Source organism: Sphingorhabdus sp., assembly GCF_044338195.1.
Classification (GTDB): Bacteria; Pseudomonadota; Alphaproteobacteria; order Sphingomonadales; family Sphingomonadaceae; genus Sphingorhabdus_B.
In genome coordinates, this window is sequence record NZ_JBIIMC010000005.1 from 41,059 (window position 1) to 59,622 (window position 18,564).

The 18,564-nt window shown below is 55.7% G+C and carries 16 protein-coding genes and 1 tRNA gene; 12 read left to right on the top strand and 5 right to left on the bottom strand.

The window, feature by feature from the left end; translation table 11 throughout:
- Positions 1–95: 95 nt before the first annotated feature.
- The 6 genes from ACIQZK_RS02685 to ACIQZK_RS02710 all read left to right on the top strand — a co-directional run bounded on the left by ACIQZK_RS02685 (position 96) and on the right by ACIQZK_RS02710 (position 5,451).
- Positions 96–230, top strand: coding sequence for an aa3-type cytochrome c oxidase subunit IV (locus ACIQZK_RS02685; RefSeq protein ID WP_395628427.1), 135 nt, complete (start codon positions 96–98; stop codon positions 228–230).
- A complete protein-coding gene (locus ACIQZK_RS02690) occupies positions 231–1,361 on the top strand; it encodes an NAD(P) transhydrogenase subunit alpha (RefSeq protein ID WP_397574795.1) in 1,131 nt (376 codons plus the stop codon).
- Between the two features lie 9 nt (positions 1,362–1,370).
- Complete coding sequence (locus tag ACIQZK_RS02695) at positions 1,371–1,652, top strand: NAD(P) transhydrogenase subunit alpha (protein WP_397574796.1); 282 nt, start codon at positions 1,371–1,373, stop codon at positions 1,650–1,652.
- Between the two features lie 31 nt (positions 1,653–1,683).
- Positions 1,684–3,066: an NAD(P)(+) transhydrogenase (Re/Si-specific) subunit beta gene (locus ACIQZK_RS02700; RefSeq protein WP_395635933.1), complete on the top strand. Its 1,383-nt coding sequence runs from the start codon at positions 1,684–1,686 to the stop codon at positions 3,064–3,066.
- Between the two features lie 163 nt (positions 3,067–3,229).
- On the top strand, positions 3,230–4,435 hold the full coding sequence (locus tag ACIQZK_RS02705; protein WP_397574797.1) for a parallel beta-helix domain-containing protein: 1,206 nt from the start codon (positions 3,230–3,232) through the stop codon (positions 4,433–4,435).
- Entirely contained in the window at positions 4,435–5,451 is a 1,017-nt protein-coding gene (locus ACIQZK_RS02710; RefSeq protein ID WP_397574798.1) for an SO2930 family diheme c-type cytochrome, read from the top strand. Before ACIQZK_RS02705 ends, ACIQZK_RS02710 begins: the two co-directional genes overlap by 1 nt.
- Here the strand turns inward: ACIQZK_RS02710 and hspQ are convergent.
- Entirely contained in the window at positions 5,445–5,795 is a 351-nt protein-coding gene (gene hspQ / locus ACIQZK_RS02715) for a heat shock protein HspQ (protein ID WP_397574799.1), read from the bottom strand. The two genes, ACIQZK_RS02710 and hspQ, sit on opposite strands and share 7 nt — an antisense overlap.
- Positions 5,796–5,927: 132 nt before the next feature.
- Between hspQ and ACIQZK_RS02720 the strand changes: the two genes are divergently transcribed.
- Together ACIQZK_RS02720 and ACIQZK_RS02725 are read left to right on the top strand one after the other, a co-directional pair.
- Positions 5,928–6,017, top strand: a tRNA-Ser gene (locus ACIQZK_RS02720).
- A 127-nt stretch (positions 6,018–6,144) separates the two neighbouring features.
- Positions 6,145–7,818, top strand: coding sequence for a M20/M25/M40 family metallo-hydrolase (locus ACIQZK_RS02725; protein ID WP_397574800.1), 1,674 nt, complete (start codon positions 6,145–6,147; stop codon positions 7,816–7,818).
- Between the two features lie 43 nt (positions 7,819–7,861).
- Here the strand turns inward: ACIQZK_RS02725 and ACIQZK_RS02730 are convergent, their stop codons facing one another.
- From ACIQZK_RS02730 to ACIQZK_RS02745, 4 genes are all read right to left on the bottom strand, one after another.
- Positions 7,862–8,191 carry a c-type cytochrome gene (locus tag ACIQZK_RS02730; RefSeq protein WP_397574801.1) on the bottom strand — a complete coding sequence of 110 codons (330 nt, stop codon included), beginning with the start codon at positions 8,189–8,191 and terminating at the stop codon, positions 7,862–7,864.
- Positions 8,192–8,314: 123 nt separating this feature from the next.
- Positions 8,315–10,528 (bottom strand): catalase/peroxidase HPI, encoded by a 2,214-nt coding sequence (katG, locus tag ACIQZK_RS02735; protein WP_397574802.1) that lies wholly within the window; start codon positions 10,526–10,528, stop codon positions 8,315–8,317.
- A gap of 180 nt (positions 10,529–10,708) precedes the next feature.
- A complete protein-coding gene (locus ACIQZK_RS02740) occupies positions 10,709–11,653 on the bottom strand; it encodes a response regulator (RefSeq protein WP_397574803.1) in 945 nt (314 codons plus the stop codon).
- The gene (locus ACIQZK_RS02745) at positions 11,650–13,791 is read right to left on the bottom strand and encodes a putative bifunctional diguanylate cyclase/phosphodiesterase (RefSeq protein ID WP_397574804.1); all 2,142 of its coding nucleotides are present in this window, start codon (positions 13,789–13,791) and stop codon (positions 11,650–11,652) included. Before ACIQZK_RS02745 ends, ACIQZK_RS02740 begins: the two co-directional genes overlap by 4 nt.
- A gap of 139 nt (positions 13,792–13,930) precedes the next feature.
- On the opposite strand from ACIQZK_RS02745, the gene thyA reads away from it, so the two are divergent.
- From thyA to ACIQZK_RS02765, 4 genes are all read left to right on the top strand, one after another.
- Positions 13,931–14,863, top strand: a complete 933-nt coding sequence (thyA, locus tag ACIQZK_RS02750) for a thymidylate synthase (protein WP_397574805.1) — start codon at positions 13,931–13,933, stop codon at positions 14,861–14,863.
- 109 nt (positions 14,864–14,972) lie between these two features.
- Positions 14,973–16,259: a thiamine pyrophosphate-dependent enzyme gene (locus tag ACIQZK_RS02755; protein WP_397574806.1), complete on the top strand. Its 1,287-nt coding sequence runs from the start codon at positions 14,973–14,975 to the stop codon at positions 16,257–16,259.
- The gene (locus ACIQZK_RS02760) at positions 16,259–17,287 is read left to right on the top strand and encodes an alpha-ketoacid dehydrogenase subunit beta (RefSeq protein WP_397574807.1); all 1,029 of its coding nucleotides are present in this window, start codon (positions 16,259–16,261) and stop codon (positions 17,285–17,287) included. The genes ACIQZK_RS02755 and ACIQZK_RS02760 overlap by 1 nt, the downstream gene beginning before the upstream one ends.
- Positions 17,288–17,291: 4 nt before the next feature.
- Positions 17,292–18,551, top strand: a complete 1,260-nt coding sequence (locus ACIQZK_RS02765; protein ID WP_397574808.1) for a dihydrolipoamide acetyltransferase family protein — start codon at positions 17,292–17,294, stop codon at positions 18,549–18,551.
- The last annotated feature ends 13 nt before the right edge of the window (positions 18,552–18,564 follow it).

Genomic DNA, 18,564 nt, shown 5'->3' on the forward strand with positions numbered 1-18,564 from the left:
AAGCAGTCTATGTATTTTCTTTGCCCATGCCGCTTGAGCATTGGAAAATCACAAGTTAAGGCTGCAACGTAATAAAAGTTTATATGGAGGCTGTTTTGGCACAAGATCACGACCTGGGACCTGCAAAAGAAACCTATGCCGGTTTCATCGCATTGTTCAAATGGGGCACTGTCGCTGCCGTTGTTGTCACCGCTCTGGTGGTCCTCATCATCGCTAGCCGCGCGGCTTAAGTGGTAAAGATCGCTGTACTGAAAGAGATCGCTGCGGGTGAGACGCGGGTTTCTGCATCGCCCGAAACGGTGAAAAAATTCATCGCATTGGGGGCGTCGGTCTCCGTCGAGAAGGACGCGGGGGTCTCGGCCTCCATTGGTAACAGCGATTATGAAAGCGCAGGCGCTTCGATCGGAAGCCTGTCTTCGGTTCTGAAGGATGCCGACATCATCCTTGGCGTTCAGGGTCCTGACCCCAAGGTCTTGGTCGGCATGAAAGCCGGTGCTTGGCTGGTTGCGGGACTTGATCCATTTGGGCAGCGGTCCCGCGTTGATGCCTATGCGAAGGCTGGCGTGGATGCGCTTGCCATGGAATTCATGCCCCGCATCACACGTGCGCAATCGATGGACATATTGTCGTCGCAGTCGAACTTGTCGGGTTACAAGGCTGTCATCGAAGCCGCGTCTGTATATGGCCGCGCTTTTCCAATGATGATGACTGCTGCGGGCACCGTAAGTGCTGCGAAGGCATTCATCATGGGTGTTGGTGTTGCAGGGCTTCAGGCCATTGCAACAGCGCGTCGTTTGGGTGCGCAGGTTTCCGCAACCGACGTGCGTTCCGCGACCAAAGAACAGATCGAATCGCTTGGTGCCAAGGCCATCTTTGTTGAGAATGTCGCCGGTATCGAAGGTGAGGGCGCTGGCGGTTATGCAACCGAAATGTCCGACGAATATAAGGCAGCGCAGGCCGAGCTTGTGTCCGCACATATCGCCAAGCAAGATATCGTCATCACGACCGCGTTGATCCCCGGCCGTCCGGCACCGCGCCTTATTTCGGATGCGCAGATTGCAACGATGAAGCCGGGCTCCGTCATATTCGACCTCGCGGTGGCGCAAGGTGGCAATGTCGAAGGTTCAAAGCCCGACGAGATCGTCGTTAAGCACGGCGTGAAGATTGTCGGCTATTCAAACACACCAGCGCATTTGGCGGCGGACACATCGGCACTGTTTTCGCGCAATCTTTACAACTTCCTATCCGCGTTTTGGGACAAGGAAGCGGGCAAGCCAGTATTGCCCGATGACGACGAAATTACCGCAGCAATCCGCCTGACCAAAGATGGCAAGGTCGTGAATGATCGCCTGTTGGCGTAAGGGAGCACCATGGACTTCATTTCAATTTTATCCATCTTCGTGATGGCGTGTTTCGTGGGCTATTATGTCGTTTGGTCGGTTACACCCGCACTGCACACACCTTTGATGGCGGTTACGAACGCAATTTCTTCGGTTATCATTGTGGGCGCTCTGATCGCGTCGGCAGCAGGTGGTTCGCCGACCGCAAAATGGCTGGGGCTGGTTGCGGTTGCACTCGCAAGCGTCAACATCTTCGGTGGCTTTGCGGTTACCGCGCGCATGCTCGCAATGTACAAGAAAAAGGAGCGTTAAGTTGGAACATGCTGCTCCTCCCGCATGGGTGATGCTCGCTTATTTGATATCGGGCGTCTTTTTCATTCTCGCTTTGCGCGGGCTTTCTTCACCAGCGACATCACAGCAGGGCAACCGTTTCGGAATGGCCGGGATGCTGATTGCCGTTGTGACGACGTTGGTAACGCATGAAGTCGCGTCATTGCCCGAAATTTTGGGCGCAATTGTTATCGGTGGCGGCATTGGTTGGGTCACGGCACGCAAGATTGCGATGACGGATATGCCGCAACTGGTGGCCGCATTTCACAGCCTTGTCGGCATGGCCGCAGTGCTTGTTGCCGCAGCCGCGTTTTTGAACCCTGAAGCTTTTGGCATCAATGGCGCGGACGGCTTGATTAACCCCGTCAGCCGCGTTGAAATGGGCCTTGGCATCGCGATCGGTGCGATAACCTTCTCCGGATCGGTAATCGCGTTCCTTAAGCTTGCTGGCAAAATGTCTGGTGCGCCTATCATGTTGCCTATGCGGCATGTGATCAATCTGGGCACGCTGGCCGCGATCTTGGGTCTCATCGCCTATTTCACGGTTGATCAAAGCCCGTGGATATTCTGGACGATCACGGCACTCGCATTTGTGATCGGCTTCTTGCTCATCATTCCAATCGGCGGCGCGGACATGCCTGTCGTGGTATCGATGCTCAACAGCTATTCTGGCTGGGCTGCGGCGGCCATGGGCTTCACGTTGCACAATACAGCAATGATCATCACTGGCGCGTTGGTGGGCTCGTCCGGCGCGATTTTGTCGTACATCATGTGCAAGGCCATGAACCGCAGCTTCATTAGCGTTATCGCTGGCGGCTTTGGTGCAGAGGCTGCCGCGACCGGTGGTCCTGCCAAAGAACAGCGCCCATGGAAGCGTGGATCCGCCGAAGATGCTGCCTATATGATGCAGCAGGCGGAAAGCGTCATCATCGTCCCCGGTTACGGCATGGCGGTTGCGCAGGCGCAGCATATCCTGCGCGAAATGGCCGATGTGCTGAAGAAGCAGGGTGTTTCGGTGAAATACGCCATTCACCCGGTTGCCGGACGCATGCCCGGGCATATGAACGTTTTGCTGGCCGAAGCGCAGGTGCCTTATGATGAGGTATTCGAGCTTGAGGACATCAATAGCGAATTTGCGCAAACCGATGTTGCGTTCATCATCGGTGCGAATGACGTTGTGAACCCGGCGGCGAAAACCGACAAGACATCGCCGATTTACGGCATGCCGGTTTTTGATGTCGACAAGGCAAAGACGGTGTTCTTCGTGAAACGCTCCATGGGCGGTGTGGGCTATGCCGGCGTCGACAATGACGTGTTCTATATGGACCAAACGATGATGCTTCTCGCGGATGCCAAGAAGATGTGCGAAGACATCGTCAAGGCTTTGCAACACTAGGTCACTTCACGCTAACGACGAACAAAGGCCGCCCTGAGCAATCTCGGGGCGGTTTTGTTTTATGTCAGGGGTAGCGAATATGCGTAAACTGGCGTTGATGGGATCTTGGACAGTCACGCTTAATCATGCTTGCAATTATCATTCTCTGAGGCATGTTAGGCCGATGAGGATAAGAGATCTGCTATTCGTTGGCGCTGCATTTTGCGCGCTCGTTCAACCTGCTTCGGCAAAGACTATCGCCGTCTCGCCCGGTGAAGGCGCGCAGGAGCGTTTGCAAGAGGCGCTGATTGCTGCGGAGCCTGGCGATGTCGTTGAGCTTGCCGCCGGGCGATTCAAGCTGTCTGACGGGCTCTCGCTTGACGTCAACAAGGTGACGGTAAAAGGGCAGGGTGCGTTAAAGACCATCCTCGATTTCTCCGGTCAGCAAGGCGCTGGCGAAGGATTGTTGGTAACTTCCGATGATGTTGTGCTGAAAGACTTTGCCGTCGAGAACAGCAAGGGCGATGGCATCAAGTCAAAGGGCGCGGACCGCATCGTCTATCACAAATTGCGCGTTGAATGGACGGGCGGTCCATTGACGACAAATGGCGCTTATGGGATTTATCCGGTCGAAAGCAAAGATGTCCTGATTGACTCGGTATTTGTGCGCGGCGCATCGGATGCGGGCATTTATGTCGGGCAATCGCGCAATATTGTTGTCCGCCATTCAACGGCCGTTGAAAATGTCGCAGGCATTGAAATCGAAAACAGCTTTGACGCAGATGTTCATGATAATATCGCGACCCGCAATACGGGGGGCGTTTTGGTGTTCGACCTACCCAATTTACCGCAAATGGGCGGACATAATGTCCGCATATTCGACAATATCATCGTCAACAACATGACCCCGAATTTCGCGCCGAAGGGGAATATCGTGGCCAACGTTCCGACCGGAACGGGGGTCATGGTTATGGCCAACCGCCGGATCGAAATCTTTGACAATGTCATTGGTGAAAACGGCACGACCAACATCATGATCGTTGGCTATCGTTTTCCTTTTCAGGATCCCAAATATGACCCGTTGCCGCGCGAGGTAAGCATCTGGGACAACCAACATAGCCGTGCAGGGTGGGACCCCAAATTTCCCGGCGGCGCTGAAATCGCAGCCGCTATGGGCGGAAGCTTTCCGGCGATATTCTGGGATGGCGCCGGTGGTGCCGAATATACGCCGGTCATTCAGGATAATGTCCCAGCTTTATCGCTTGGGCTAAAAGACGTCGCCGCGGACACGGCCATGGCGCAACCGGCACCATTGGCCCGTGCAACATCGCGGCCTGCCGGATTGCCCGCGATAGTTCTGCCCGAAGCAATGGAAGCTGCCATCCGCTAATGCGTTTTGTAGTGCCGTTTGTGCTGGCTTTTGCGGCGGCCGTGGCAACTTCGGCCGCGTCGGATGACTCTGCCGCACTTGCCATTGCGGGACCGCAAAGTCCGGCGACTTTATCTGCCTTTGGATTTTTCGACGGCGGCGCGGCACGGCCATCGTCCCGCCTGATACCTTATGAACTGCGCACGCCATTGTTCAGTGATTATGCGGCAAAACAACGTTTCATCTATGTGCCCGAGGGCAGCCAAATTGGTGCGGATGCAGATGGCAAGCTGATCTTTCCGGTCGGTAGCGCACTTATCAAAAGCTTTGGTTATCCGGCAAAGTCGGGTGGGCTGAATGTCATTGAAACCCGGGTCTTGTTGCATCAAGCGCAGGGCTGGGTTGCCTTGCCCTATGTGTGGCGCGCGGATGGTAAAGATGCGGACTTGCGCGTTGGCGGCACCAGGGTGCCCGTCACCTTTGCCCATGGTGGTAATGACCTGTCGGTAAATTACAGCGTGCCGAATAAGAACCAGTGCAAGCAATGCCACTCGGCAGCAGGAAATATCATGCCGATCGGCCCTATATGGCAAAACATGGTGTTTTCACGGCCAGCGGACGCACGTGCTATCGTAAAGGCAGCGCCAGCGCTGGCGCGGCTTCAGCCATATCCGAAATGGGATGACAGCCGCACGGGCTCACTCGACGACAGGGCGCGACAATATCTGAAGGTGAATTGCGGCCATTGTCATGCGCCCCAAGGCTCCGCAAGCAATAGCGGGCTGTTTCTGGATGGTTCTGCGCAAGGCATTGCAGCACTAGGCGTCGGCAAACGGCCGGTCGCGGCGGGCAGGGCAAGCGGGGATTTGGATTTCATCATCGCGCCCGGTCAGCCTGACCAGTCCATTTTGATTAAACGCATGGAAAGCACCGACCCGGGCATCGCAATGCCAGAACTTGGGCGTTCAACGGTGCATGACGAAGGCGTGGAATTGTTGCGGCAATGGATAGCAGCCATGCCGTCCAATACTCACTGACGCATTAAACGCTTTAACTGATATTGGTTGCCATCCCAACCTTCAAACACCGCGCCGATGCCGGGGTGACTGACCGGCCCTTGTTCGTTATCTGACAGCAAATTTTGCTGGCTGACATAAGCGATATAGCTGCTTTCGGCATTTTCGGCGAACAGGTGATAAAATGGCTGATTTTTGATCGGCCGAATGGGCTCGGGTATCGATTCATACCACTCGTCGCTGTTGGCGAACACGGGATCGATGTCGAAAACGACGCCGCGAAAGTCGAAAATGCGGTGGCGGACCACATCGCCGATGGAAAATGCTGCTTCAGCTTGTTCAGGAAGGGGTATTTGTGACGTCATGTGGCTAATATCATGTCTAATGCCGCGCAAATCAACCTTCAGTCTTGGCAAAGCGAAAAACATCAGTTAATGGCCCCGCTCTGTCATCGGGACGCGCTGGTTTACCGGCAACGACCAGTCCCAATGATTTGCGGAGAGATGGCTGAGTGGTCGAAAGCACCGCACTCGAAATGCGGCGTGCCGGTGACGGTACCTAGGGTTCGAATCCCTATCTCTCCGCCATTTTATGCGCACCCTTATGTTTTGACAAAACGCGTATTTGCTCTCACCACTTACACGAAGTCATAAAGCCTGTCCGACCCAAGGAGAATGGGGTGGGCCGCAGGTTTGTTTACCGGGGGGTGTGCGCATGAAGAGCTTTGGTCCGATGTTGATGGCGCTGCTTGCCGCGGCACTGTTGGCGATTTTCGCGACGACCCCGCCAGAGGCAACACCCAGTGATGCACCGCTGCGCAGCTTCTCCGCTATGCGGGCTATGGCCGATGTGGGGACAATGGCAAAACATCCGCACGTCACCGGTTCGGCGGAGAACGCAGTCGTGCGTGATCATATCCTGCGCCGCATGGAAGCTCTCGGGATGGACGTTTCGACCAGCACGGGTGTCATCGACGCTAAGGGAACAAAACGGCTCAATAAGTGGAGCGGACGCAATGACCCACCTGCAACCCTGGTCAATTTGATCGGCATTCTGCCCGGGAAAAATCGCAACGCTACGTCGGTCGTCCTGATGTCCCATCATGATACGGTTTGGGGCTCGCCCGGCGCCGCAGACGATGCATCGGGCGTCGCTGCAAGCTTGGAAGTCGTGCGCGCAATCCGCGCACGGGGGCAGCAGGAGCGCGATCTGGTTATGCTAGTTACCGATGGCGAAGAACTTGGCCTTCAGGGCGCGCGTCAATTCTGGGCGAACCATCCTTTACGCAAAAGCGTCGGCGCGGTTATCAATATGGAAGCACGCGGTGGCGGGGGACGGACCACCCTGTTCCAGACGTCACACCAGAATGGTGAAGCCATGCAGGTTTACGCCGATGCGGTCCGTCGCCCCGGTGCATCTTCACTTGCCGCGTTCGTTTACGCGCTCCTACCCAATGATTCTGATCTGACACCGGTCATCAAGGATGATTACGCCGCGTATAACTTTGCCTTTATCGGGCGATCCGGCCTCTACCACTCACCAATGGCGACCCCGGGCAATCTTGATCAAGGCTCATTACAGGACATGGGTGGGCAGGTTCTCGATCTAACGCAGGCGCTCCTAAAAACAGACAGGCTTCCCCAAAGGGCGCCTGATGCCGTGTTTTTTGACGTATTCGGTTTATTCACGGCGATTTACCCAGCGTGGCTTGGTTGGGGAATGATCATCATAGCGGCGGGCGGAATGGGTCTTGCCGTGCGGCAAGACGGAACAGGCGGTTTAGCCACGGGCGCTGGACGTATGTTGGGGCTGATCCTGCTCAGCGCGGCGATACTCTTCGCGCTTAACCGCTTATCCCTTGGGGTTGAGCCCGCCAATTATTATGACCGTTTGGCCGCGATCCCCCGGCTAGAGGTTATGGCGGTGTTGGGTTCGCTGGCGGTGTTTCTCGCGGTTTTTGCCAGCTGGCGGCCAAGTCGCGTCGGTGTCGTCGGTGCGGCGCTGCCACTGCTCATCATCAGCCTTGCCGCGCAAGCATTTGCGCCGACGGCAGCTTATGTGGTGGTTCTACCGATGGTGCTCGTCACCTTTACCCTTTGGGTGCGGCATTCTGCTGTGCGGATTGGTATTGCGGCATTGGTCGGAGGCTTCAGTTTGGCGCTGGGTCATCAGTTGATGCAAGGGGTAGGGCCGACGCTTCCTTTCGTCGCAGCCCTGCCACTGGCATTGGCCGTTTTGTCGACGCTACCACTTTGGCCCGGGATGGAGGTTCGAAAGGCACGGACGATAGCCGTTCTCGCCTTGCTTGGGGCAGCGTCCGTTTCATTGTGGGTTTTACTGGACGCGCCTGCCGCGACCCGAGCTGTTTATTCCGATAGCAAGCAGTGAACGGCGGTTTGCTTTACACGGCCATCGTTGCGCCGTCACAGCATCATAAAGTCAGCAGATAGGCAATGACCTGTTCACGGGCTTTGCGGTCTTGAATGCCGTTAAAGGGCATTTTGGTGCCGGGCACGGTCTTCTTCGGGTCAGCTAGCCACCGGTCTAATGTTTTGGCGTTCCACGTCAGTCCAGACGCCTTGAGCGCGGGGCTGTAGGCATATCCTGCGAGCGTGCCAGCGCGGCGGCCGCCGACACCGGCTAGGCTTGGGCCAAAGGCTGTCTTTCCCGCCTGTGTCGAATGACAGCCAGCGCATACAGCAAATGCGGGTGGGCGCGCTTGCTGCGCCGTCGCCGGACTAAATAACGGGGTTGCTGCCAAAAATATGGGAAAGGCGGCAAGAGCCACTGATAGCGGGAAATAGCGCACGCTTAGCCTCACCAGTGAAGTTGATAGATAGAAAAAGGCGACGGCAGGATGACCCGCCGTCGCCTTCAATGTTGGTTATTGGAAGCGATCTGCGTCCATGACCTTTGTCCATGCCGCGATGAAATCGGTCACGAACTTTTCTTTCGCATCGTCCGAAGCATATACTTCGGCGACGGCACGCAGCTCGGCATTCGACCCGAAAACGAGGTCGACCGGTGTTGCGGTCCACTTGGCTGCACCGGTTGCCCGGTCCTTGCCTTCATATAGGCCGGCATTGGTCGCGGACTTCGCCCAGACTGTATCCATGGACAGCAGGTTGGTGAAGAAGTCGTTGGTCAGCGTGCCTGGCTTGCTGGTGAAGACACCGGCAGTCGAACCGCCCGCATTTGCACCCAGAACGCGCATACCGCCAACCAATACGGTCGTTTCTGCAACGGTCAGGCCAAGCAAGTCCGCCTTATCGATCAATGCTTCTGTTGGACCGAAGTAGGAGTCTGACGCAAAATAGTTGCGGAAACCGTCGGCCTTTGGCTGAAGCTGGTTGAAGGACTCCACATCGGTTTGGTCCTGTCCAGCGTCGACCCGTCCGGCCTTGAACGGAACTATGACGTCCTGCCCAGCAGCCTTCGCAGCTTGTTCGATGGCCGCATTGCCGCCAAGCACGATTAAGTCCGCGATGCTGACCTGCTGGCCGCCCTTTGCACTCTTGTTGAACACGGTGCGGACGGCTTCAAGCGTAGCCACAACCTTGCTGACTTCGGCAGGGTCATTGACGGCCCAATCCTTCTGCGGCGCAAGGCGCAGACGGCCACCATTGGCTCCGCCACGCATATCGGTTGAGCGGAAGGTCGATGCCGATGCCCATGCTGTCCGCACGAGTTCAGCGGTCGTTAGCCCTGACGCAAGAACGCTGGCCTTCAACTGTGCGATATCCTGCGCAGTGATGGGCGCATAGTTCGCCTTGGGTAGCGGATCTTGCCACTTCAAGGTCACTTTTGGCGCGTCCTTGCCGAGATAACGTGCTTGTGGCCCCATGTCGCGGTGGGTGAGCTTAAACCATGCCTGTGCAAACGCGTCCGCGAACTCTTGCGGGTTTTTCTGCCAGCGCTTCGTAATCTTCCGGAACCCGGGGTCTTCACGCAATGCAATGTCCGTGGTGAACATGATTGGCGCATGACGCACGTCAGGACGATGTGCGTCTGGAACCATGTTCGCGGCCGATGGATCGCTTGGTATCCACTGAACGGCGCCAGCAGGGCTTTTCGTCTTCACCCATTCAAAGCCGTAAAGATTGTCGAGATACTGCGTGGTGAACGCGATTGGGTTGGACGTCCATGCGCCTTCAAGGCCGCTGGAAATCGTGTCTTCCGAATGGCCTTTGCCGCATTTGTTGGTCCAGCCTAAGCCTTGCTGTTCAATTGGCGACACGCCGGGATCACCCGCGACGCACTCTTCTGGCTTCTTTGCGCCATGTGCCTTTCCAAATGTGTGGCCACCTGCGATCAGCGCAGCTGTTTCGGCATCGTTCATCGCCATTGCACCAAATGCACGGCGAATGTCGGTTGCCGCGGCGAGGGGATCAGGAACGCCGTTTGGACCTTCTGGATTGACGTAGATCAGACCCATCTGCGTTGCCGCCAATGGACCCTTCAAATTGCCCTTTGCATCGCGGCGCTGGTCCGTCAGCAATTTGGCTTCAGGCCCCCAGAACACGAGATCAGGCTGCCATGTGTCAATGCGACCACCTGCAAAGCCAAGGGTTTTGAAGCCCATATCTTCCATGGCAACATTGCCGGAAAGGACCATCAGGTCGCCCCATGACAGCTTACGGCCATATTTCTGCTTAATTGGCCATACCAAGCGGCGGGCCTTGTCGAGGTTTACGTTATCTGGCCAAGAATTGAGCGGTTCAAAGCGCATTTCGCCGCCGTCAGATCCACCGCGACCGTCACCAGTGCGATAAGTGCCGGCGCTGTGCCACGCCATGCGGATGAAGAACGGACCATAATGGCCATAGTCAGATGGCCACCAAGGCTGCGATGTTTTTAGGACTTTGCGGATGTCTGCCTTAACGGCATCCAGGTCGAGCGTGGCGAATTCAGCAGCATAGTTGAAATCGTCGCCATAAGGGTTCGCGCGCGCTTCATTTTGGCGTAATGCGGTCAAGTCGACCTTCTTTGGCCACCATTCCGCTTTTGGTTCAGCCGTCTCGGCATGTGCCGCAGATGCGAGGGCCACAGGTGATGTGGCGGCAAGCAACGCGACGAGGGCGATGTTGCGTATTTTCATGAATATGGTCTCCCGTTTAACTCTGGACACCCCATTGGTGTAGTGTGCAGTTACTGGCGATGCGTCGCCAAGCCCAACGAGATTGATTTGTCAGAATAATCGATTGCGTTGATGATGGCGAACGCGAGGCGGGCATTTTTGATTGTTGCTAACGCAATCTGCAGCGCGGCCTTCTGCGCTTCAGCCCGCCTGAGCAGTGATGCCATTGGGCGTGAGATACGCATCTGAGTTAAGGGCATCGACGGCGGTTGCGGCTTCCTGTTCCATTTTCTGAAGATAGACAAATCGATGTTCCAAGAAGTCGGCTTCACTGACTTTTTCAAGCTGCCCACATAGCCGCGATAGCGAACGGGCGCCCATATTGTTGCCCGAACTTTTGAACGCATGCGCGCAGAAGCGGAATTCCGAAACATCGCCTTCCGCAACGGCTTTACGCAAGGGACCCAGCGTTTGTTCGACATCTTCGACAAAGCCTTCGATCATCGTATTCACGAATGCCTGATCTCCGATAGACAGAAGATACTGGATTTGATCTTTGTCGATTGGGGCTCCAGCTGATGGCACATCTCCAAAGATGGGTGCGACTTTATGCAATGGATTGATCGGCAATGACTGGTGCATTGCCGCCTCATTCGTGTCGGCGCAGCAATATTTCTCGATGGCGTTGAGAAGCATTTGTGCGTCCACCGGCTTAGTGATGCGCATATCCATTCCGGCGTTTAGGCACTTGTTTTCCGTTTCTGAAGTCCCGTCGGCTGTTATGCCGATAATCGGCAGATGGTTTCGTCCGCCTTCAAACGCACGCCATATGGAACAGGTGTCGATGCCGTTAAGTCGCGGCATGTTCACATCGATCAGCAATATATCGATGCCACCCTTTTTCATCTCCTCAAGCGCCTCATCGCCGTCGGTCACCATGACAACTATATGGCCCGCAGCTTCCAAAATGGCGGCGAGTACGTTCCGGCTCGTCCGGTTGTCATCCGCCACCAATACGCTTTTTGGCGTGTAGCGCGTGGACGATGGTAGTTCGACGCGGTTGGTACTGCCTATAGCGGTTCGTTTGCGCAGAATATCCTGTCCAAGCGTTACAATACCGCGCAGCTTTGTCAGAAACGACCTCATTTCGCCGCCAGCCTGAATGGTTCGGCACCGTCCTTAAAAAGACCGTGGAGGCTATCGACAGAAAGCGGACGACCCATAAGATATCCCTGAACCTCATCACAACCAGAAGCGCGTAGCAGCGTGAACTGGGCCGCTGTCTCAACGCCCTCTGCGACAACCCGCATATTCAGCGCATGGGCCAAATGGCCGATCGTGGAGATGATGGCACGGTCCGTTGCGGACGTTTCGACCCGCGAGATGAAGGTTTGATCAATTTTTAAACGTGTGGCCGGCAGGTCGCGCAAATATTGAAGTGAAGAATAGCCCGTGCCAAAATCGTCGATCGAAATTTGAATGCCGCCTGCGCGCAAAGTTGCCAATTGCTCGCGCACCTTTGGGCTGTTGTCAATTAACAGCTCTTCGGTAATTTCAATCGCCAGCTTGCCGGGTGGAATGGCATATTTCGCGACCATATCGAGTATTTCGGAACACATGGCGGCATATTCAAACTGCTTCGGCGATACGTTGATGGCTATATGTGGAAGCTCAATGCCTTCTTCGGCAAACAACGCAATCTGTTTGCACACGGCTTCAATGACCCAACTACCGATACGGCCAATTAAGCCAGAGTCATTGGCCACTTTGATAAAATCGGACGGGTACAAGCGTCCCCTGACCGGATGGTTCCAACGCAATAGAGCCTCAAGGCCTACATAATTGCCTGACGCTGTATCGACGATCGGCTGATACTCCAGGAACAACTGATCGCTGATGAGCGCGTCACGCAGGTCGCTCTCAATGCCTGCATTCAATTGCGCGATGTGGTTCATGTGCGGGGAAAAGAAGCAGAAGCAATTTCGGCCAGAGGATTTGGCCTCATACATGGCAAGGTCCGCCAGACGCAGCAGTTCGTCGGGGGAGGTACCATCTTCGGGAATAAGCGCGATACCAATGCTGGCGCCGATGAGCTGCTCAACCCCGCCAATCATATAGGGATCACCGATGGTTGCGAGCAGCTTGGTGCACACGGCGGCGGCTTTATTATTGTCCTCGAGATTTTGAAGAACAATGGCGAATTCATCCCCGCCGATGCGCGCGGCAAAGCCGTTGCTGTCTAGGGCGGAGGTAAGACGTTCGGCGACTTGGCGCAGCAAAACATCGCCTGTCTGGTGCCCGCGCGTGTCGTTAATGACTTTAAATCGGTCAAGGTCGAGCAGCAGCAGCGCCGCAACCTTGCCGCTTGCTTTGCTCTCATCGATTGCGGTACGCATCCGTTGCGCAAGTAATGTGCGATTGGGAAGGCCCGTGAGCATGTCATGCAAGGCGAGGTGCGTCCGGTGCTCTTCGGCGAATTTGCGCGCCGTGATATCAAGGCCCGTCGTCAGGATGCCTATGGTGTGGTTATCTTTGTTCCGGAGCGGTGATTTGTTGCAGTGAAAAATCAGATCAATGCCTTCACTGACAAACTTCTCTTCGAAATTAGGTATCGAGATTCCCGTCTCCAAAATGACGTTATTCCGGCGCGTTTCGCGCTCAAGCAATTCAGGTTCCATGATCTCCGAAATGGATCGACCGACCAGTTGGTCGGGGTCGCGACCGAAAAGCGCTGCCTGATAGGAGTTTAAAAACAGGAATTTACCGTTTCGGTCAGTCGCGTTGATTAAAATCGGCGTCGTGTCGATGATTTGCTCCAGCATCGACTTGCCGCCTTTATCGTCGCCGTCCGCGCTATCTGCGCCTGTCCGATTGGTCTCCAGCGTTTGCTTGAGCTCCTGCTGCCGATAGTGCTGGCCCAAGATCAATAATGCCCGTTCGCGGAATTCAATGTGCGATACAGGCGATTGCAGAAAATCGGTCGCGCCGGCATCCAGCGCTGTAATGCGGCATTCCCGGTCTTGCCGAGCCGTAATGATGATCGCAGGAATATGCGCGCCAACGGTGCGGGACCGGATTTTGCTGATAAATTCCGCACCGTTCATGTCGGGCATGCGGTAGTCGACCACAAGCAGGTCTGCGGTCTCGGTTTCAAGCCATTGCAAAGCCTCAATCGCGCTGTGAAAACACTTCGCGGAGAACTCCGGACCCATCATCGCAACATATTGCGCGTACACGCGTAAGTTGGTCGATCTGTCGTCTACAATGACAATGCGCGCATGCATAGCACGGCGGTATCGGCATAACCTCAATGAATGGTTAAACCACCATTCGTATTTCGCGGGCTATGTGCCCGTGCACCTAACCGAAGCTGTTTGGATTCCGACAGTTGCCAAAAACATGGTCTGGCCTTAGCAGAGGGGCATGCACAATATGCCTCATTATGAAGAGCAATATCTATCGTTGATGCGCCGCATTTGGACCGAGGGCGCTGTTCAGCGCGATCGGACGGGCGTGGGCACAAAAGCTTTGTTCGGCGCCACGTTGCGTTTCTCGCTGGCCGACGATGCTATTCCGCTGCTGACCACCAAACGTGTGTACTGGAAAACCGCGGCGCGCGAGATGCTTTGGTTTTTGACCGGCGACACAAATATTCAGCCCTTGCTTCAACAGAATGTCAAAATCTGGACCGACTGGCCTCTGGCGCGATATCGGCGCGAAACGGGCGAAGACATCACGCAGGATGCATTTGAACAGCGCATTGTCGAAGATGATGCCTTTGCCGCGCAATGGGGTGATTTAGGGCCGGTCTATGGCGCGCAGTGGGTCAACTGGCCGCGTTATGAGGCCACCGACAACGGACTATTCCGACGCGCCGAGAAGGGCATCGATCAGGTCAGCCTGCTCGTCGAAAGTTTGAAGAATAACCCGGGGTCGCGCCGCCACATCATCGAAGGGTGGAACGTTGCCGAGCTTGATCAAATGGCGCTTCCGCCGTGCCACAAGACATATCAGTTCCATGTCGCGGATAATGTATTGAGCTGCATCTTGTTTCAGCGTTCGTGCGACCTTGGCCTTGGATTTGCGTTCAATGCATTTTCTGCCGCTTTGTTGACGCGGATGCTCGCTGCCGTCTGTGGGTACAAGGCGGGCGAACTCATCTGGCAGGGCGGCGACGTGCATTTGTATCTGAACCACGCACCTTTGGTTGAGGAGCAGTTGCGCCGCACACCGTCCGGCAACCCCAAGCTCAAGCTTTTGCGCACGCCCGAGAGCATTTTCGACTTCCGTATCGAAGATTTTGAAGTGTCCGATTATCAACCGCAGTCACACATTTCTGCGCCGGTTGCGGTCTAAATGCGCATTAGGACAGCTATATTGACCTAAGCGATCGTTTGAAATATTATAACAGCCGTGGATAATAAACTACCTGAGTCGTTTCGGGTAGATAACTGCGGAGATGGTGATGGAGCACGGTATCAAGGGCAATCTCGCGCCGCTTCATCTCCATGTGCCGGAACCCAAGTTCCGCCCTGGCGATAAGGCCGATTTTAGCGACATCATTATCCCTGAAGTGGACGCCATAACGCGACCCGATGAGCACGCTAACCCGGCCGATATACATGCACTGGCTTATGGCCTTGTCCGCGTCTTGGGAGACGACAATCGGGCCATTGGTAGCTGGAACCCCGGGCTTGATGCCGACACGCTGCGCGCCATGCTGCGCAAGATGCTGCTATTGCGTGCCTTTGATGACCGGATGTTCCGGGCACAGCGCCAGGGCAAAACCAGTTTCTATATGAAGTCTTTCGGCGAGGAAGCGACGTCGGTTGCAACTACGATGGCTTTGCATTCGGATGACATGTGTTTTCCAAGCTATCGCCAGCAAGGCATTCTGATTACGCGTGATTATCCGCTGGTTGATATGATGAACCAGATTTACTCTAACAGCGGCGATCGTCTGAAGGGACGCCAGTTGCCCATCATGTATTCGGCCAAGGATTACGGATTTTTCAGTATTTCGGGCAACCTGACAACGCAATATCCACAGGCGGTGGGCTGGGCGATGGCGTCTGCATCGCGCGCCGATACCCGTATCTCTGCGGTTTGGTGTGGTGATGGGTCGACCGCGGAAGGGGACTTCCACAGCGCGCTAACATTTGCGGCCGTGTATAATGCGCCGGTTATCTTGCAGGTGGTGAACAACCAGTGGGCGATTTCGTCATTCTCCGGTTTTGCAGGCAGTGAACGGACGACGTTCGCCGCCCGTGCCATTGGTTATGGCATCGCGGGACTGCGCGTGGACGGCAATGATGCGCTGGCCGTTTTTGCCGCCATGCAGTGGGCGGCCAATCGCGCCCGCACCAACGGTGGGCCAACCTTGATCGAATATTTCACCTATCGCGGCGAAGGTCATTCGACGTCGGATGACCCCGGTGCCTATCGTGCGGCGGAAGAATATGCATTGTGGCCGCTTGGCGACCCTGTGACGCGCCTAAAGGATCATTTGATAGCGAGCAGTGCATGGACTGACGAACAGCATGAGGCGCTCATTCTGGAGCTGTCGGATTTCGTAAAGGCGTCCCAGAAAGAGGCGGAGCAGAACGGGATTTTAGGCCACGGCCTGCATCACCCCATGGAAAGCATGTTCGAAGATGTGTTCGAAGAGATGCCATGGCATTTGAAAGAGCAATGCGAACAAATGCTAGAAGAACAGCGCGACAAATTCGGCCCTGAATGGGAGGCGCGCTGATGTCTGAGTCGGCGACCAAAACCATGAACATGATTGAGGCGATCAACAGCGCCTTGGATGTGATGCTGGCGAAAGACCCCGAAGTTGTCATCATGGGCGAAGACGTTGGTTATTTCGGCGGTGTGTTCCGCGCAACTGCGGGGCTTCAGAAAAAGCATGGTAAAACACGCGTTTTTGATACGCCGATCAGCGAATGTGGAATCATCGGCGTTGGCGTCGGCATGGCGGCCTATGGCCTTCGCCCCGTGCCCGAGATTCAGTTTGCCGATTACATCTACCCCGGCCTTGACCAGTTGGTCAGCGAGGCCGCGCGCATGCGCTATCGTTCTGCCAATGACTTTATTTGTCCGATGACGGTGCGTTCGCCCTTTGGCGGCGGCATATTCGGCGGTCAGACGCATAGCCAAAGCCCCGAAAGCCTGTTCACGCATGTGTGCGGGATCAAGACGGTTATTCCCGCGACGCCTTATGATGCAAAGGGGCTGCTGATTGCGGCCATCGAAGACAATGACCCAGTCGTGTTTTTTGAGCCCAAGCGGATCTATAACGGCCCGTTCAGCGGCTATTATGACCGCCCGGTCGAACCATGGTCCAAACATGACGGCAGTGCCGTTCCAGAAGGCTATTATCGCATAGACTTAGGCAAGGCGGCAGTTGTGCGGGAAGGGCAGGCTGTCACGGTCCTGACCTACGGCACGATGGTGCATGTGGTTAAAGCCGTGGTCGCCGAGCATGGCATTGACGCCGAAATCATCGACCTACGGACATTATTGCCACTGGACATCGAAACCATTGAGGCATCGGTCAAGAAAACGGGCCGCTGTATGGTTGTGCATGAAGCGACGCGCACCAGCGGCTTTGGTGCTGAATTGGCTGCGCAGGTGCAGGAACGGTGCTTCTATCATCTCGAGGCACCAATTGAGCGCGTGACAGGCTTTGATACGCCATATCCACACAGCCTCGAATGGGCATATTTCCCCGGCCCAGTGCGGCTTGCCCGCGCATTTGACAAGATCATGAAGGACTGACTTTATGCCCATATTCACATTCAACTTGCCCGATATTGGTGAAGGCATAGCCGAGGCAGAAATCGTTGCATGGCACGTCAAAGTTGGCGACAGCATTTCTGAAGACCAGCCGCTGGCGGACATGATGACGGACAAAGCGACCGTCGAAATGGAAAGCCCGGTGGCGGGGATCGTGACCAAGGTGGCTGGTGAGGCGGGCGATGTCATCGCCATCGGATCTATGCTCGTGGAGATTGAAACCGCGACTGACGTCAGTCAGGTGGAAAGCACGGTGCCGGTAGAAGCGGTTGCCACGGTCGAGGATGAACTGCCACATGCGCCTGAACCAGTCGCTGCGGAACCAGCGGCCGTGCAGGAGAGGCCTGCAGCTGCAGCCGCCCCGTTGCATAACATAAGCGCCGACCATAAAATTACAGCATCGCCTGCAGTGCGCCAGCGTGCCAGGGAACTTGGCGTCGAATTGACTGACGTCAAGGCGGCGGGCGGGCATGTCCGGCACGCGGATCTCGACGCATTTTTGGCCTATGGAAGCGGGCAGGGCTATCGCGCTTCACATATCAGCGCGCGCCGTGACGACGAGAATGTCAAAGTCATCGGCATGCGGAGGCGTATCGCGGACAATATGGCGGCATCCAAACGCCACATCCCGCACTTTACCTATGTCGAAGAAATTGACGTCACCGCGATTGAAGCGATGCGCGCCGACCTGAACGCAAACCGCGGCGCAAGGCCAAAGCTGACCATGCTACCATTGCTTATCGTCGCGATCTGCAAGACGATCCCGCAATTCCCGATGATCAATGCCCGCTATGACGACGAAAATGGCGTTGTGACCCGCCATGGCGCGGTGCATTTGGGGATGGCGACCCAGACCGATGCCGGATTAATGGTTCCCGTCATCCGCGATGCGCAGGACAAAAATATCTGGCAGCTTGCAACGGAGATTGCGCGCCTTGCCGACGCCGCGCGGAGCGGCTCAGCGAAAAGCGAAGAGCTGTCGGGCTCCACGCTTACAGTGACGTCACTTGGCCCCTTGGGCGGGATTGTGACCACACCTGTCATCAACCGACCTGAAGTCGCGATCATCGGACCCAATAAGATTGACGAACGTCCGATGTTTGTCGGTGACACAATCGAGGCGCGGAAATTGATGAACCTGTCGATCAGCTGCGACCATCGTGTTGTCGACGGTTGGGATGCCGCTAACTATGTTCAGGCGTTGAAAAAGCTTATGGAAACGCCGGTTTTGCTATTTGCCGATTAAAATATGTACGTCG

Excerpts from the sequence above, each read along its gene's own strand:
- ACIQZK_RS02745 (WP_397574804.1), bottom strand. The coding sequence starts at position 13,791 with ATGCATGCGCGCATTGTCATTGTAGACGACAGATCGACCAACTTACGC.
- katG (WP_397574802.1), bottom strand. The coding sequence starts at position 10,528 with ATGAAAATACGCAACATCGCCCTCGTCGCGTTGCTTGCCGCCACATCA.
- ACIQZK_RS02710 (WP_397574798.1), top strand. The coding sequence starts at position 4,435 with ATGCGTTTTGTAGTGCCGTTTGTGCTGGCTTTTGCGGCGGCCGTGGCA.
- ACIQZK_RS02740 (WP_397574803.1), bottom strand. The coding sequence starts at position 11,653 with ATGAGGTCGTTTCTGACAAAGCTGCGCGGTATTGTAACGCTTGGACAG.
- ACIQZK_RS02760 (WP_397574807.1), top strand. The coding sequence starts at position 16,259 with ATGTCTGAGTCGGCGACCAAAACCATGAACATGATTGAGGCGATCAAC.
- ACIQZK_RS02700 (WP_395635933.1), top strand. The coding sequence starts at position 1,684 with ATGCTCGCTTATTTGATATCGGGCGTCTTTTTCATTCTCGCTTTGCGC.
- ACIQZK_RS02725 (WP_397574800.1), top strand. The coding sequence starts at position 6,145 with ATGAAGAGCTTTGGTCCGATGTTGATGGCGCTGCTTGCCGCGGCACTG.
- ACIQZK_RS02755 (WP_397574806.1), top strand. The coding sequence starts at position 14,973 with ATGGAGCACGGTATCAAGGGCAATCTCGCGCCGCTTCATCTCCATGTG.
- thyA (WP_397574805.1), top strand. The coding sequence starts at position 13,931 with ATGCACAATATGCCTCATTATGAAGAGCAATATCTATCGTTGATGCGC.
- ACIQZK_RS02765 (WP_397574808.1), top strand. The coding sequence starts at position 17,292 with ATGCCCATATTCACATTCAACTTGCCCGATATTGGTGAAGGCATAGCC.
- ACIQZK_RS02705 (WP_397574797.1), top strand. The coding sequence starts at position 3,230 with ATGAGGATAAGAGATCTGCTATTCGTTGGCGCTGCATTTTGCGCGCTC.
- ACIQZK_RS02695 (WP_397574796.1), top strand. The coding sequence starts at position 1,371 with ATGGACTTCATTTCAATTTTATCCATCTTCGTGATGGCGTGTTTCGTG.
- hspQ (WP_397574799.1), bottom strand. The coding sequence starts at position 5,795 with ATGACGTCACAAATACCCCTTCCTGAACAAGCTGAAGCAGCATTTTCC.